The sequence below is a fragment of the Streptomyces sp. NPDC126497 genome, assembly GCF_040302425.1.
Lineage (GTDB): Bacteria > Actinomycetota > Actinomycetes > Streptomycetales > Streptomycetaceae > Streptomyces.
Genome location: NZ_JBEORT010000042.1, coordinates 1 through 13,579 on the forward strand (window position 1 = coordinate 1; position 13,579 = coordinate 13,579).

Annotated in this window: 22 protein-coding genes; all 22 read right to left on the bottom strand. The window is 70.1% G+C overall.

Annotated elements, in window-relative coordinates:
* A partial coding sequence (locus ABTY20_RS18825; RefSeq protein WP_351998124.1) for a transglycosylase family protein occupies window positions 1-376 on the bottom strand: 376 nt, incomplete at its 3' end.
* Window positions 377-432: 56 nt separating this feature from the next.
* Entirely contained in the window at window positions 433-1,251 is an 819-nt protein-coding gene (locus ABTY20_RS18830; RefSeq protein WP_351998125.1) for a LuxR C-terminal-related transcriptional regulator, read from the bottom strand.
* A gap of 143 nt (window positions 1,252-1,394) precedes the next feature.
* Window positions 1,395-1,685, bottom strand: a complete 291-nt coding sequence (locus tag ABTY20_RS18835; protein ID WP_351998126.1) for a hypothetical protein — start codon at window positions 1,683-1,685, stop codon at window positions 1,395-1,397.
* Entirely contained in the window at window positions 1,670-2,752 is a 1,083-nt protein-coding gene (locus ABTY20_RS18840) for a dTDP-glucose 4,6-dehydratase (RefSeq protein ID WP_351998127.1), read from the bottom strand. The genes ABTY20_RS18835 and ABTY20_RS18840 overlap by 16 nt, the downstream gene beginning before the upstream one ends.
* Window positions 2,753-2,929: 177 nt before the next feature.
* A complete protein-coding gene (locus ABTY20_RS18845) occupies window positions 2,930-3,175 on the bottom strand; it encodes a hypothetical protein (RefSeq protein WP_351998128.1) in 246 nt (81 codons plus the stop codon).
* Between the two features lie 69 nt (window positions 3,176-3,244).
* Window positions 3,245-3,877: a hypothetical protein gene (locus tag ABTY20_RS18850; protein ID WP_351998129.1), complete on the bottom strand. Its 633-nt coding sequence runs from the start codon at window positions 3,875-3,877 to the stop codon at window positions 3,245-3,247.
* Window positions 3,878-3,908: 31 nt separating this feature from the next.
* The gene (folE, locus tag ABTY20_RS18855) at window positions 3,909-4,505 is read right to left on the bottom strand and encodes a GTP cyclohydrolase I (protein ID WP_351998130.1); all 597 of its coding nucleotides are present in this window, start codon (window positions 4,503-4,505) and stop codon (window positions 3,909-3,911) included.
* Entirely contained in the window at window positions 4,502-5,215 is a 714-nt protein-coding gene (locus tag ABTY20_RS18860) for a 7-carboxy-7-deazaguanine synthase QueE (RefSeq protein WP_351998131.1), read from the bottom strand. Before ABTY20_RS18860 ends, folE begins: the two co-directional genes overlap by 4 nt.
* Window positions 5,212-5,649, bottom strand: coding sequence for a 6-pyruvoyl trahydropterin synthase family protein (locus ABTY20_RS18865; RefSeq protein WP_351998132.1), 438 nt, complete (start codon window positions 5,647-5,649; stop codon window positions 5,212-5,214). Before ABTY20_RS18865 ends, ABTY20_RS18860 begins: the two co-directional genes overlap by 4 nt.
* On the bottom strand, window positions 5,646-6,320 hold the full coding sequence (gene queC, locus ABTY20_RS18870; protein ID WP_351998133.1) for a 7-cyano-7-deazaguanine synthase QueC: 675 nt from the start codon (window positions 6,318-6,320) through the stop codon (window positions 5,646-5,648). Before queC ends, ABTY20_RS18865 begins: the two co-directional genes overlap by 4 nt.
* Window positions 6,317-7,225: a hypothetical protein gene (locus tag ABTY20_RS18875; RefSeq protein WP_351998134.1), complete on the bottom strand. Its 909-nt coding sequence runs from the start codon at window positions 7,223-7,225 to the stop codon at window positions 6,317-6,319. Before ABTY20_RS18875 ends, queC begins: the two co-directional genes overlap by 4 nt.
* Window positions 7,222-8,127, bottom strand: coding sequence for a hypothetical protein (locus ABTY20_RS18880; RefSeq protein WP_351998135.1), 906 nt, complete (start codon window positions 8,125-8,127; stop codon window positions 7,222-7,224). The genes ABTY20_RS18875 and ABTY20_RS18880 overlap by 4 nt, the downstream gene beginning before the upstream one ends.
* Window positions 8,124-8,810 (bottom strand): ParB/RepB/Spo0J family partition protein, encoded by a 687-nt coding sequence (locus ABTY20_RS18885; RefSeq protein WP_351998136.1) that lies wholly within the window; start codon window positions 8,808-8,810, stop codon window positions 8,124-8,126. The genes ABTY20_RS18880 and ABTY20_RS18885 overlap by 4 nt, the downstream gene beginning before the upstream one ends.
* A 71-nt stretch (window positions 8,811-8,881) precedes the next feature.
* A complete protein-coding gene (gene queF, locus ABTY20_RS18890) occupies window positions 8,882-9,259 on the bottom strand; it encodes a preQ(1) synthase (protein WP_351998137.1) in 378 nt (125 codons plus the stop codon).
* A complete protein-coding gene (locus ABTY20_RS18895) occupies window positions 9,256-10,539 on the bottom strand; it encodes a DUF6610 family protein (RefSeq protein WP_351998138.1) in 1,284 nt (427 codons plus the stop codon). Before ABTY20_RS18895 ends, queF begins: the two co-directional genes overlap by 4 nt.
* A gap of 121 nt (window positions 10,540-10,660) precedes the next feature.
* Window positions 10,661-10,816: a hypothetical protein gene (locus ABTY20_RS18900; protein ID WP_351998139.1), complete on the bottom strand. Its 156-nt coding sequence runs from the start codon at window positions 10,814-10,816 to the stop codon at window positions 10,661-10,663.
* Window positions 10,817-10,898: 82 nt separating this feature from the next.
* Window positions 10,899-11,159, bottom strand: coding sequence for a hypothetical protein (locus ABTY20_RS18905; protein WP_351998140.1), 261 nt, complete (start codon window positions 11,157-11,159; stop codon window positions 10,899-10,901).
* Entirely contained in the window at window positions 11,156-11,779 is a 624-nt protein-coding gene (locus ABTY20_RS18910; protein ID WP_351998141.1) for a hypothetical protein, read from the bottom strand. Before ABTY20_RS18910 ends, ABTY20_RS18905 begins: the two co-directional genes overlap by 4 nt.
* Complete coding sequence (locus ABTY20_RS18915) at window positions 11,776-12,177, bottom strand: hypothetical protein (protein ID WP_351998142.1); 402 nt, start codon at window positions 12,175-12,177, stop codon at window positions 11,776-11,778. Before ABTY20_RS18915 ends, ABTY20_RS18910 begins: the two co-directional genes overlap by 4 nt.
* Before the next feature lie 135 nt (window positions 12,178-12,312).
* Window positions 12,313-12,498 carry a hypothetical protein gene (locus tag ABTY20_RS18920; protein WP_351998143.1) on the bottom strand — a complete coding sequence of 62 codons (186 nt, stop codon included), beginning with the start codon at window positions 12,496-12,498 and terminating at the stop codon, window positions 12,313-12,315.
* Complete coding sequence (locus tag ABTY20_RS18925; RefSeq protein ID WP_351998144.1) at window positions 12,495-13,253, bottom strand: hypothetical protein; 759 nt, start codon at window positions 13,251-13,253, stop codon at window positions 12,495-12,497. Before ABTY20_RS18925 ends, ABTY20_RS18920 begins: the two co-directional genes overlap by 4 nt.
* Window positions 13,254-13,337: 84 nt before the next feature.
* Window positions 13,338-13,532, bottom strand: coding sequence for a hypothetical protein (locus ABTY20_RS18930; protein WP_351998145.1), 195 nt, complete (start codon window positions 13,530-13,532; stop codon window positions 13,338-13,340).
* Between the last annotated feature and the right edge of the window lie 47 nt (window positions 13,533-13,579).

A 13,579-nucleotide genomic window follows, 5' to 3' on the forward strand; every position in this document is an offset into this window, starting at 1 on the left:
CCTGCGCGGCGACGTCCGGCGACGGGCCGCCCCGGGAGAGTCCCGCGCGGGCGCCGCACACCGGCCAGGCGCCGGGGCCCTGGACGGAGAGCACCTTCTCCGCCACGGCGATCTGCTGCGCCTTGGTGGCGAGGTCGGCTCGCGCGGCGTAGCGCGTGCCGCCGAAGCCGGCCCACGTGGACGGACTGAACTGGAGCCCGCCGTAGTAGCCGTTCCCGGTGCTGATGGACCAGTTGCCTCCGGACTCGCACTGTGCGACCCGGTCCCACGTCGATGTGCCCGCCGCCGAGGCGGGGGCGCCGGACAGTAACGAGACGACCGCGCCGGCCGCTACCGCCACCACGGCGCCGACAGACATGCTGCGGTGCTTGGTCATAGGTGACCACCTCCGGCCGGGCACGGTACGGCCGGGTCCCGAAACGGCCAAACGGCTCAGGCGGTGGCGGGTTCGGGGAGCAGGCCGTGCTCACGGGCTTTGCGCAGGGCTGCGGTCCGGCGGTCGCCCTTGTCCATCCACGCCACGTCCAGGCGCCGGTATGCCTCGGACAGACGCGTGGAAAGGGTGCCCGGGTGCATACCCAACTCCCGGGACGCCTCGGACAGGGTCGCCCCGCCCTCCAGCGCCGCGAGGATCTTCACCTGCGTGTCCGTGAGGGTGACCGGGTTGGAACGGGCGGGGCGCTGTTCCGGCAGTCTCATGCGGAGCAAGCCCCGGACGGCTGCCTCGCGCAGCGCGGCCTCGCGGCGCACCGACTGCGGCAGGTGGCTCACGCCGAGGGCCGCATAGGCGGACGCGGTGAGTTCCTTGACGACCTTCTGGGGGACGTTCCAGCGGGCGCAGATCTGCGCCACGGTGCGGCCGGCATCGAACGCCCGCAGCAGCCGCGTCTCGGCCTCGGACAGGGTCACTCGTCGATTGCGCAGCGCGGCCTCCGTCTCGGCCCGCTCACGGTTGCCGCGCTTGCACGCCGCGCATATGGGCTCGTCCCGCTTGATGTGGCGGCGGTAGGCGGCGAGGGACCCGCAGTCCTCATACGGGCCGATGTGTCCGGCCAGCAGTCCGTTGCGTACGGCCTGCGCGGCCGTGGCAGCCCCGAGCTGGCGGTAGATGCGGTTACAGGAACTCTTGACCCCGACGGTTGTCACACCCGTCTCCCGGGCGATCTCCTCGCGGGGGCGGCCCACAGACAACAGCCACAGCACCCGGCGCTGGCGCTCTGTCAGGACGACGGGCTGAAGTGCGGCATCCATCCGGGCTGTCCTTTCCGTAGATTTGGGTGGACCCCGGGTCACGTCCACTGACCCGGGGTCCTTGTCGACCGGCGACGGCCCGGGATCGCTCCGCCGGGTCTGCCGGGACACTCATTTAGTTAAATCCCCGATCCATGGTTTTGCTAAACCATCCGGCGGGCCAGGGCGCGCAACCGTTGGACCAGCGACGGCGGTTTTGAAGGCAGCCGCAGCTCTGCGACCGAGGGCGGCTCCACAGCACGGCACGCGGCCACGGCGATGCCCCGGGCCTCGGCCGAAGGCCACGACCGTGTGCCCCCGTCGACCGCCGCCACGGTGGCGTCGAAGATGCAGGCCTGGACGGACACGCCCCCGGCCCTGGCCTCGGCCACGACTCGCCGGACCTCGGCGAGCAGACGTTCGGTCTCCGGAGCCCGCATCACACCCCCAGCCATTCGGGGTGCTCCAGCGTCCAGCGCACCGTGGTCTCCAGCGACTTCTCCAGCGACACCGGCGGCGTCCAGCCGAGACCGGCGAGCCGCGCCCCGTCCAGGGCGTACCGCAGATCGTGGCCGGGCCGTGAGGCGTGGAAGGACACTGGCTCAATCAGGTCGTCCACGGCCGACGCGTCCAGGCCCATGACGGAGCCGACGAGATGCACCAGCTCGGCGTTGTCCACCTCGCGCTCGCCGACGACGTGATACCGCTCGGGCCGGGTGAACGCGCCGTCGCGGTACTGCGCCGGACCGGCGGCGATACGGTAGACCTCGCCGCTCAGCGTGGTCACGTCCGGGGTGTCCTCGGTGTACCGCCGCGTCAGGTACAGCCAGGCGTCGGCGAGGTTGCGCGCGTGCAGGTAGAACCGGCTCCCCGGCGTGCCGTCGGGCGCGGTGTGCACGAGGACCCGCCGGCCCCGGTGCAGCCGGCCGATGACGGTGGGCAGGAATTTCTCGGCGTCCTGCATCTCGCCGACAATGTTCATCGCGTTGGTGATGACGACCGGCACGCCGTAGGTGCGCCAGTAGCTGACCGCGATGGCCTCCTGCGCCGCCTTGGACGCCGAGTACGGATTGGACGGCACGGCCGGTTCCCACTCGGTGTGCCGGTGCTCGCCGTAGGCGGGCCCGTAGACCTCGTCGGTGGACATCTGGAGGAACAGCCGGGGCGCGACCGCCCGCGCGACCTCCAGGATGTTGCACATCAGCGCCACGTTGTTCTGCACGAAGTCGACGGGGTGCGCGATGGAACGGTCCACGTGGCTCTCGGAGGCGACGTTCATCACGACGTCGCAGCCCTCGAACCGGTACAGGGTCAGCGGGTCGGCCGGGGCACGCATGTCCCAGTGCACGACGTCCACGCGCTCGGACCAGTCGGTGTCGCACACCGCTGAGGCGATGCGGGCGGGTAGGCCCTTGTGCCGGAAGGACACCGGGCAGACGACGTCCCAGTCCGTCATGGTGAGCAGGTGGCGCAGAACGTGGCTTCCGACGAAGCCGGACGCACCGGTGAGCAGGACGCGCATGGACGCCTCATTCCGTGGTCTGTGATCGTGGCGGCAGGGTAGCCACGGACCCGGGAATCACCGAACGGCCTGGAAAACGAGGGAACCGCCCGGTGCGGCGCCGGGCGGTTCCAGGGACGGGGACGGCGTGAAGCTCGCCGTCCGCTGTGTCGTACCCGACGGCGGGCGTGGCTACTCCTAGATGCTGCCGCGCATGTCGCCGCTGTAGGTGCGCTCGATGTAGAGCACCGTCTGCTGCGTGCCGTTCTGGTAGTCGTCCCGGAGGGCGGCCAGGGCGGTCTCCAGGTACGGCAGGAACTCCTCGGCGGCCTCGCGCTGTGTCGCGGTGTTCGCGCCGACCGTCACCGTCACCGTCAGGTTGTTGCCGGTGCCGATCATGTAGGTGACGGACGTGGGGGCGTAGCCGTCGGTGGGCAGGGCCATGTGGTTTCCTCCTGGTCGTCGTGGGCCCCGGATGATGCCACCGAACTGCCCCCGCGCCTACGACGCAGGTCAGCCGGGCTCCTCGTCCTCGCCGACGACCTCGCCCTCCAGCACGCGCAGGTGTGCGCCGGCCGCCTCCAGCATCCGTTGCCGCTGCGCCGGCTCCATCTCCACAGCGTTGGCGCCGGCCAGGATCGCCTCCACGACCACGGTCGTCTCCTCCTCCACCCGGCGGTCGAGCGCGATGGTCAGCTTCTCGGACGCGTCCGTGCCGTCGATTTTCGCCTGGCGTTCCTCGATGCGCTGGAGCCGGTCGATGCACGCGAGGATCACGCCGTCGTCCCGTAGAGGCTGGCCGTCGTCGTCACGGACGATCTGCCCCGCGTGCAGCACGTAGTGGGGGCGGGCGAGGACCGCGTGGACCTGGCGGCGCAGGCCGTCCAGCCGCATCCGCGCCGCCTCGCGGTACTCCTCCAGCCCCATGGCCAGGTCCTTGTTGGCCTGCTTCAGCGCGCGGGAGACGTCCACGCACGCCGCCGCCGCCGATGGTTGGCCGTCGCCGTCCAGGTAGTGCGGGGCCATCTGTTCGGCGACCTGCTGCCAGGACAGGCCACGGTTCTTCAGCTCGATGGCCCGGGCCCGGCGCTGAGCCACCATCGCCCGATGGCTCGGCTGGTGGCTCGGCGGATCACCCTTCGCCATATTCCTTAGCCTCCCTAACGGTTAACGCCGCTCACCAGCCGCGCCGGGCACCCCGCGACGGCGTCCCGATGAGGTCGAACAGGTCCGCTCGTGCCTGCGGGTCTTCTAGGTACACCCCGGTATACGACGCGGTGACCATCACGGCGCCTGGCTTCCTCGCGCCCCGGTGGGCCAGGCACCCGTGCTCGGAGCGGATGACACAGGCGGAGCCGAGGACGTCCAGATGCTTGGTCAGCGCGTCGGTGACCTGCCGTGTGAGCTGTTCCTGCGTCTGGAGCCGCCGGGCGTACACGTCCAGGACGCGGGGCAGTTTGGACAGGCCCGCCACCCGCGCGCCCGGAGCGGGCAGGTAGGCGATGTCCGCCGTGCCAGTGAACGGCAACAGGTGATGCTCGCAGACGGATGTGAACTCCACCCCGGTCACCGCGATGGGGCCTGGGCCTCGGTCCACGTCGAACGTCCGCTCCAGTAGTGCGCCGGCGTCCTGCGCGTACCCGCCGGTGAACTCCTCCAGCGCCCGCAGCATCCGGTCCGGCGTGCCGGTCAACGCCTCGGAATCGGGGTCCAGGCCCCGGCCGGCGAACCAGGTCCGCAGACCGCTGACGAACATCTCATGTGCGGTACTCATCGGCCCCTCGCATCTCCCCACGCGTGCACGTGCAGACGCGTGGTCACGTTGAATCCGGCCGCCACCGCCGGGTCGGCGATGACGGACAGCCGGCCGGCCAGGGTGGCGGAGTCGGTGCCCTCGGGCATGACCCACACCCGGCGGGCCGGGATGCCGTGCGCGGCGGTCAGGGCCGCGACCTCGGCGACGTCGTCCGCGTCCCGGCAGACGAACTTGAACGCCGCCTTCCCCGTGGCGGCGAGTGCCTTGAGCGCAGGACCGTTGATCCTGCGGTCCTCAGCGACCCCGGAGTGCGCGAGCTTCGGCGAGACGACGAACCGGCTCAGCAGCCGCGCCGTCTCCTCGGTCGGCTCCACCGTGCCGTTCGTCTCCGCCTCCACCCGCACCCCGGCGCCGGTCAGGCCGCGCAGGACGGCGCCCCAGCCGTCGTAGCGTTGCTGGAGCAGGGGTTCGCCCCCGGAGACGATGACGAACCGCACGCCGGTGGCCAGCAGCCGGTCCACGACGTCATCCGCGTCCATGCGGTGCAGCTCCGCCCGCAGGTCGAACCGCGAGGCGTCCCACGTCCAGGCCGAGTCGCACCACGTGCACGTCAGATTGCAGCCGCCCAGGCGCAGGAAGGAACACCGCTGGCCCAGCGTCGGGCCCTCCCCTGACACCGTCGGACCGAAGATCTCCGAGACGACCAGGGACGGCGCCGGGCCGTTCACACCGGCTCCCCGGTCCACGACGCCTCGTTGACGGCCGTCTCCCGCACGCCCACGCTCACCACGCGGGCCCCCTCGGCGTGCTCCACCGTGGCGAGGATCCCCGAAGCAACGGACGCCAGCAGTTCCGCCGTCGCCTCCACGGTGGGCCAGGCGTCCTCGAACTCGAACGTCTTGGAGCCTGCCGAGCGCAGCACCGGCAGCAGCGGGTCGCGGGTGCCGAGCATCGCGCCATGGTCCAGGTGGTGGTCGATCCACTCGCGCACGGCGCGCTTGAACGCACCGAACTCCACGACAATGCCCGCGTCGTTGAGCGCAGGCGCCGCCACGGTGATCTCAGCCCACCAGGAGTGGCCGTGCAGGTTGAAGCACTTGCCGCCCAGCTCGGGCAGCCGGTGCGCCGTCTCGAAGTTGTGCCGTACTGTCACACTGTTCACGCCGCGTACTCCGTCGGGTCGGTGAGTTGGGCGTCCGCGAACGCCTCTTTCCTTTCGGTGCACGTCCCGCAAGTGCCGCAGTGCACGGCTCCGCCCTTGTAGCAGGACCAGGACATGGCCACCGGGGCGCCGATGCGGTCCGCGAGGGCCGCTATCTCCATCTTCGTCATGCCGACGAACGGGGTGCCGATCTGCGGGACGTGCATCCCCTTGAGCGCGACGGCCGCCAGCTCCCGCAGCGCGTCCACGAACTCGGGACGGCAGTCCGGGTAGACGGCGTGGTCGCCGGCATGGACGCCGAGGCCGACCAGCTCCGCGCCCCGGGCCGAGGCGGCGCCGAGGGCGATGGACGCCATAATCGCGTTGCGGTTGGGCACGACGGTCGACTTCATTGACTCCTCGGCGTAGTGCCCGTCCGGCACGTCCACGTCCGGGTCGGTCAGAGCGGTGCCGGGCAGCAGCGGAGCGACGGACGACAGGTCCACGACGTGGTGCTCCGCACCCAGGTACCCGGCGATCCCTGCCGCCGCTTCCAGCTCGCGCCGCCGGTGGCGCTGACCGTAGTCGAACGACAACAGCAGCAGGTCGTAGCCCTTGGCCGCGTAGTGTGCGGCGAGGGTGGTCGAGTCCATGCCTCCGGAGAACGAGAGCACGGCGAGAGGTTTGGTCACGGAGTGTCCTTCCGTAGGTCGGTGGCGATGGCCTCGGCCGCCGGGGTGAAGTTGGCCGTGGACGTATCGGCGAGGAACAGGCAGGTGCCCCGGGAGGTCCAGCCGGGCGGCGGGGCGACGTCGTGCCGGTGCTGGAGCCACTGCCCGAGCCGGTGGAAGGTGACGGCGGGAGTGCCACGCAACGTTCGATCCTCGCGGTAGAACTGCTCGGACGTCTTGCCCGCCTTGAGCGCGAAGCCTGGTCGGGCGATGTCGTCCGGGTCTACGCCGTATGCGCGCAGCAGCCGAGCGTTCTTGCGAGCCTCGGATGGTCGGCCCACATAGAGCTGCCGGATACAGGCTGACCGCTCGTCCCACAGACGCAGGGACCCGAACCGGGCACCTAGGGACCAGGTGGACGAGTCGACGGAGTAGAACGGTAGCGACGCCATGGCGGTGACATTGGTCTGTCCGAACCCGTGGAAGACGGTCCCGTGCTCGGCCCCGATGCGGAAGCACCGCACCAGCCACCTCATGACCTCTCCGTACATCCGGGCATACGGCACCATGCCACCCAGGGCGACGTACGGGTACCGAGCGCACAGCTTCTCCAGCCGGTCCCACGGGGACCCGGTGTGAAAGACCGGCAGGACCCGCAGGCCCATATCCTCCAGCGCGAGCGTGTTGCGGTGTGTGGCGTCCGGGTCGCCGATGACGTCCAGGGTGGCCGCCGTGGTGATGAGCCCCTGCCAGTCTTTGAGCCAGGCCGCGTAGTCGGCGAGACGGATCGTCGTGCCGAGGGTGGCGGCGGAGAAGGCACCCGAGTCGGCGAACACCTCCACCGGCAACCCGCTGGCCGCGTCCGCGATGGTCTGGAGATCCTTGCCCCGGCCGTAGTGGAACGACATCAGGAAGCGGAACGTCACGCGGCACCCCCAAGGGTCCGGGCGGCAAGGTCCAACTGATTCCGTGTCGCGTAGGCCAGGTACAGGCAGGTACCGGTGGACGCCCAGCCAGGCGGGGCCGGTACGGCGTGACGCTGCCCCAGCCACGCACCGAGCCGATGGAAGGCGCGCATGGACGTCGCACGCATCATGGCGTACTCGCGCTCATGCTCCTCAGCAGTGCGGTGACTGGTGTGGGCGAAGCCTGGACGACCGACGACGGCGGGGTCCGCGCCGTGCTCGCGCAGCAAGGCCGCGAACCTACGAGCCTCCACGGGCACGCCTGTCTGAAGGCGCATCATGACGACGCGCCGGGGATCCCACAGAGCCATTGATCCGTACCGGCCACCTACGATCCAGGTGGATGAGTCGGCGCTGTAGAACGGCAGGGACGCGAGGGTCGCCGCCCGGGTCTGCCCGAAGCCGTGGAAGACGGTTCCGTGTTCGCCCCCGATGCGGAACGCCTTGACCAGCCACCGCATGACCTCGTCCGGATATTTCGTGTGCGGGACCATGCCGCCGAGGGCGAGGTACGGATACGCCTTGCACAGACGCTCCAGCACCGGCCACGGGGTGCCGACGTGGAACGCGGGCAGGACGCGCAGGCCGGCACCCAGCAGCGCCTCCGTGTTGCGGTGCGTGGCGTCCGGGTCGCCGATGACGTCCAGGGTCGCCGCCGTGGTGATGACCGGGGACCACTCCTCCAGCCATGCAGCGTAGTCCTTCAGCCGCACCGTGGCTCCGGTGCTGGCGACGGAGAAGGCGCCCGAGTCAGCGAAAATCTCCACCGGCCCGCCGTACAGGGTGTGCAGCTCTGCCACCAGTTCCGCAAGATCCGCATTGCGAAAGAAGGCGTAGGACAGCAGGCAGCGCAACGGGGTCACGCGGCACCCTTCGCCCGCTGCACGAGGAACATGAAGCGGACGGAGTCGTCGCGCGGGTCCTCGCAGTCCTCGGTGAGCTGCATGAAGTCGTCCCGGACCGCAGGTGGGACCCGTACCCGGATGACCGGCCACAGGTCTGTCTCCTGCGGTTCGCCGTACTCCTCGGCGAGGTCGTCCAGGGACGGCGGAGGTTCGACGGCCTGGGGCAGTCCGGTGAACAGCTCGGCGTCGCTCAGCGTGTAGCCGGTGCCCACGAGGTCGCCGTCCAGAGAGGCGACCAATGCGTCCACAGCCTCCTGGTCATAGTCGCCGTCGTCGGCCGACTTGTTGTCCACCAGGTTGATGCGCGTGGCGGTGGCGTCGTCGCACTCGATGAGATGGGCGAGCGCCGTCGGGTCGTCTGCCTCCACGTCCACGCAGATCTGGCACGGACGGTCGTTGGCCAGCTCCCAGTCCCGGCAGTCCTCGCGCCCGGACTCCTCGTGCCGCAGCAGCGCCAGGTACGTGTGGTTCCCGGCGAGGATGGTCAGCGTCTCGCCCTGGCGCCGGACGGTGAGCGGCCGGTACTGGCCGTTCGCGCGCAGGGACTCCAGGATCGTCTCCACGTTGCCGCGCCGGGCGTTGCCGGGGAACGGGGTGAGGTCTTCCAGTGGGACCCGCTCGGTCCCGACGGTCGTGGTCATCGCAGCCCCTTCGCCTGGTCGTCGGACGCGGCGATGTTAAGACCGGATCACACCATGATCGTTCCGGAGTGTCAGGCAGGTGGGTTGATCAGAGCGGATGCGGTGAGGGTCAAGCCGCCGCGCGGACGCTGCACGGCGCGCACCTGCACGGCCCGGTCGAGGACGGCTGCGAGATCCCGGGCGACGGTGGCCGCGATGTCTTCGGCGTACATGCCTCGGTCCCTGAACGACCAGAGGTAGAGCTTCAGCGATTTGGACTCCAGGGACCGGCCGTCGGGGACGAACCGGATCGTCAGGTCGTAGACGTCCGGCTGCCCGGTTACCGGGCACACGGCCTGAAACTCCTTAGTGGTGAACTCCACCTCGCCGGTCTCCGGGGCGACGTCCACGACGTCCACGTCTGCGGCGGCGATGGGGGTGTTGTGGGTCCGACCCAGGTACGTGGTCATGCGGCAGACTCCTCGGGGCGCTGCGGTGTGGGTTCGGGTGCTCCGTCGCCGACCAGGGGTTCCAGGCGGGTGGCGAAGGTGGCGTTCAGATCGTCACGCATCGACGCGAGCGACAGAATGGATGCGGCTTCCCAGGTGCGGGGCATGTCCGGGTGCAGGTCCGGCAGACGTGCCACCTGGCCACTGGGCAGGTAGAACGACCCGAACTCGGCGATGCGGCCCAGATGGTTGTTGTCCAGAGACACCACATCGTCGCCGAGGAGTGCGAGGTACCTGCGCTGGTTGGCCCACGACCCGCCCAGTAGGTGCACGCGCCGGCCGGCCAAGGCTTCCGCAGGCATCGGTGTGCCCCCGTAGGACGTGGGCACGGAGAACCCGATCACGTACTCATCGGGGATCTTGTCCAGGCAGTCGTACTTGGGGATGACGATGACGTGGTCCGCGTGCTCGGCAACCTCGGCCGCCATGTCCAGGATCTGCTCCAGCGGGTAGAACTCGATGCCTGCGGTCTCGCACTGCGCCTTCGTCATCACGTCGCGCACGGTCGCGTATTTCGGCTTCGTCTCCGCCACGGCCTTCACGTGCTTGGCATGGTTGTAGTCGTGCCACTCGTTGTCCATGAATCCCAGACGTAGCTCAGGCATCCTCCGGAGGATTTTTTGTGCGGCGCCCAGGGCGGTGGAGATGACGCCAGGCTGGAACCCCATTTCATAGCCTGCCATCGTCACGGAGAAGAACCGGGAGTTCGAGAAGATGGCGTCCAGCGGGACGTGCCGGGCGAGGGTACGTCCGGACGGCGCCTCCTGTGGATCGGCGGACAGCGTCTCTTTCGCCCGCTCCAGCTCCTGCGTCTGGCCCGCTTCCCAGGCCGGGCCGGCCGCGTCGGCGGCCACCGAATCGACGTCGTACGGATCGTACCCGGTGCCAGCCAGGTCGTCGTCGAAGGAAGCGAGCAGGGCTTCGAGGGCTTCGGCGTCATAGTCGCCGTCGTCGGCCGATTTGTTGTCCACCAGGTTGATGCGCGTGGCGGTGGCGTCGTCGCACTCGATGATCTCGCAGCGTGCCTGTCCGTGCCCGAGACGCTGGAGTGCCTGGAGCGTGTGATTCCCGGCGAGGACGACCAGGGCGCCGCCGGTGCGCCGGACGACCAGGGAGCGGTACTGGCCGTTCCGCTCGACGGATTCGGCGATGCGCCCGACGTCGCCCCGTCGCGCGTTGCCGGGAAACGGCGTCAGATCTCCCAGCGGAACATCCCGCGTCTCCAGATAGCTTGCCGCCATGTCGGCCCCTTCACTCGGTCCGAGGTCGCGGTGAGGGTATGGCCAACACCGTCCATGATCGTTCCGGGGACGCAGCGAAGCCCCGGGCCGCGAAGGTCCCGGGGCTTCGTCGGTACGTACGTCAGGCGGTCGCCGTGGGTCCGTTGTGGACCAGCCATGCCGCGTCACGGGCCATCGAGCCACAGGAGCACCACGACTCCTCGCACTCGTCGGCCTGCATCCCGTTCTCGACGCCGTGGGCCGCGTGCTCGCACTCGGGGCATTCGTTCTGCTGCATGGTCTCCTCGTTCCTTGGTCGGTTCCCCAGCCGCCCGGCTGATGACTTAATTAAATCACGTGTCGAGTGGCGGGGCAACCCGTCAGCCGTCGCGCGACGCCACCGGCCGGACGTCGACGACCGGTGCCCCTGTCATGAACCGCAGCAGGTCCGCCTTGCAGCCGGGGCACAGCTCCCGTTCGTCCGCCGATCCGTCCTCGTTGGGCAGCCGGGGGCGGGTCCACCCGTCCGGCAGCTCGGGCCGCACCGTCGGGATACCGGGGCCGGTGAGGCCGGCGAGCAGCATCACACTGGACGTCTGCTCCTGGAACCCGCAGCGGTCGCACTCCAGATGGACGCTCACGCCGCCCTCCCCGCTTCCTGGGCTCGTCGGCCGACCGCGATGTCCGCCTCACGCCGGGCCGGCTGCGAGTCCTCGCCGGTGACGCGCAGCCCGTTGTCGTCCACCGTCACGGTGCTGCCCATGCACAGCGCGACGTCCCCCGGCTTCAGCCGCGTGCGCCCGATGGACGTGATGCCCAGTGCCGTGGCCACGTCGTCGCCGTAGAGCACGACGAACGTCCCGCCCCGCTTCATCGCCCGGTCGTAGTACATGGCCGGCTTGCGTCCCAGCGCACGCTCCAGCCGCTCGGAAGCCCGGTGGGATTTGACCACCAGGACGGTGCCGACCGGCTCGGGCGGGGCGACGACCAGCACCCGGGCGCGCTCGGAGAGTTCCTGCGTCACCTCGATGCCGTCGTGACTGCGAGCCGTGACGAGGCCCCCGTCCCGGGCCGTCACGGTCCACGCGGTGCCCCGGGGACCCTCCCACCCGAACATGCAGAACACCCGGCCGGTGGTCCCGTCCACGCCGTACGCCGAGAACGCCGCCGGGCTCACGAACGTGTCCCCGACGGCCAGGTCCCGAGCGGGTCGCTCGCGCAGGTCGTCCCAGCCGTAGCCGTGGTCCTTGTCCTCGCTCATGTCTCGTCCCCCGCTCCCTCGGTCTCGTCCAGCAGCCGCTTGGCTCGGCCGTGCGGGCACGCGGGGTCCGTTTCGAACCAGCCGTGCGCCTGGCAGTAGCCGTGGTGGTCGAACGTGCACGGGTCCGGGTCGATGAGGTCCCGGACCAGCTTCAGCAGCTCAGCCTCGCGGCACGGGGTGATGGGCGGCGGCTGGGGCTTGCGCCGCGCCGGCTGCGGGGCCGGTGCCGGTTCCGTCGCCCTCCGGTAGGGCGCCAGCACGCAGACCTCGGTCCGCCCGTACCGGCCGTGCCAGCTACGCGACATGCTGATCCGCTCAGCCCGGAAGGACCCGCCCAGGTAGTGCTTCAACCGGTCCAGTGCCGCGCGGTCCTCGCCGGGCGGCACCGAATCATCCATGGTGCCGTGCACGTAGGCGGTCCCGTCGTCCCGGACGGTGACTCTCCACGTGCACGGTGGCACCCACGGCTGATGCGACAGCGTGTGCGCGGCCTCCCGCGCCTCGTCCTCCGTGGCGCCTCGTCGCCCCACTGCTCATCCCTCCACGGGGTTGGCCGTGATGACGGCCCGGATCGTCTTGAGTGACGGGGTGTCGTGCGGCGCCCGGTGGTCCGGCGTGACGGACAGCCCGAACGACGTCTTCCGTGCGACGCCCATGACGGACTCCAGGATGAGACCAGCCCGGAAGTTGGCCTCCCGCCGGATCTCCCGCTTGTTCACGCCGCTGCCTCCGTCTCGCGGTCGTCGTCCATGGAACGGATCAGCTCGCAGCCGGGGCACTCGCACCGTCCAGACGCACGGCCCGCCCGCTCGCCGTGCTCGTCGTGCAGTCGACGGCCCTGCATGGTGATGGACTCCCGCAGGCGGGAGATCTCGGCGGCCTGCGCGTCGACCAGCTTCACGCCCTCGTCGGTCCGGGCGACCTCGTCCAGCACCGGACGCGTGACCACGCCGTCCAGCATCCACTTCACCCGCTGCGCCGCCGTCTTCAGTTCCTCCACGACCTTCGGGCCGGGGCGCTCGGGCAGTTCCGTGACGCGGTGGACGAGCCCGGTCAACGGCAGGGCCGACCGGCGGACGATGGCCTCCAGGTACATGCCGCCCCGGGCGTCCACGGCCTCACGGGCCTGACGGTGGGCGGCGGCGTACACCGACCGGTCGTGCTTCACCTGGTCCTGGAGCAGCAGCATGAAGGCGCTGCGGTGGTGGTTGGATTCGGCGTTCGCCCGGCTCAGTTCCCGGTTCAGCAGCTCCAGGTCGCTCACATCCGACACGTCCTCACCGGCGCGCTCGTAGTCCTCGCGCAGGGCTGCGACGCGGCCGGACGCGTCCTTGGCGGCCCACGCGGGAACCGTGCGGGCTCCGCGCCCGAGGGCCTGCGCCAGCAGTTCGTCGTCGCTCAAGTGGCGGGTGTCCTGGCCGAGGTTGCCCAGTGCCTCACGCAATGCCTTCAGCCGCTCGTCGGTAGTCGTCATGTCGTCTTCCTGCCTTCCTGAGTTCCTTGGTCAGTGAACCGGGCCGCCGGTGAATCACCGAACGGCCCGGTCCGGGAGGGGGCGTCAGCCCTCGTGGATCTGCACGCTGTCCGGCTCGACCCGGACGCGTCCGCCGCCGAACGTCTTCACGGTCACCGTGCCCGGCGTGGAGCCGAGGGGCGCGGTGTGGCCGGGGTGCACCTGCTCCACCGTGCCCTCCTTCCAGTCCCCGTCGGTGTACACGGAGGCCAGGGCGCCCTCTACGATCCGCTCGTCCATCGGTCTTCCCCCTCATCTCGTGAAGTCGATGATTTGATTAAACCATG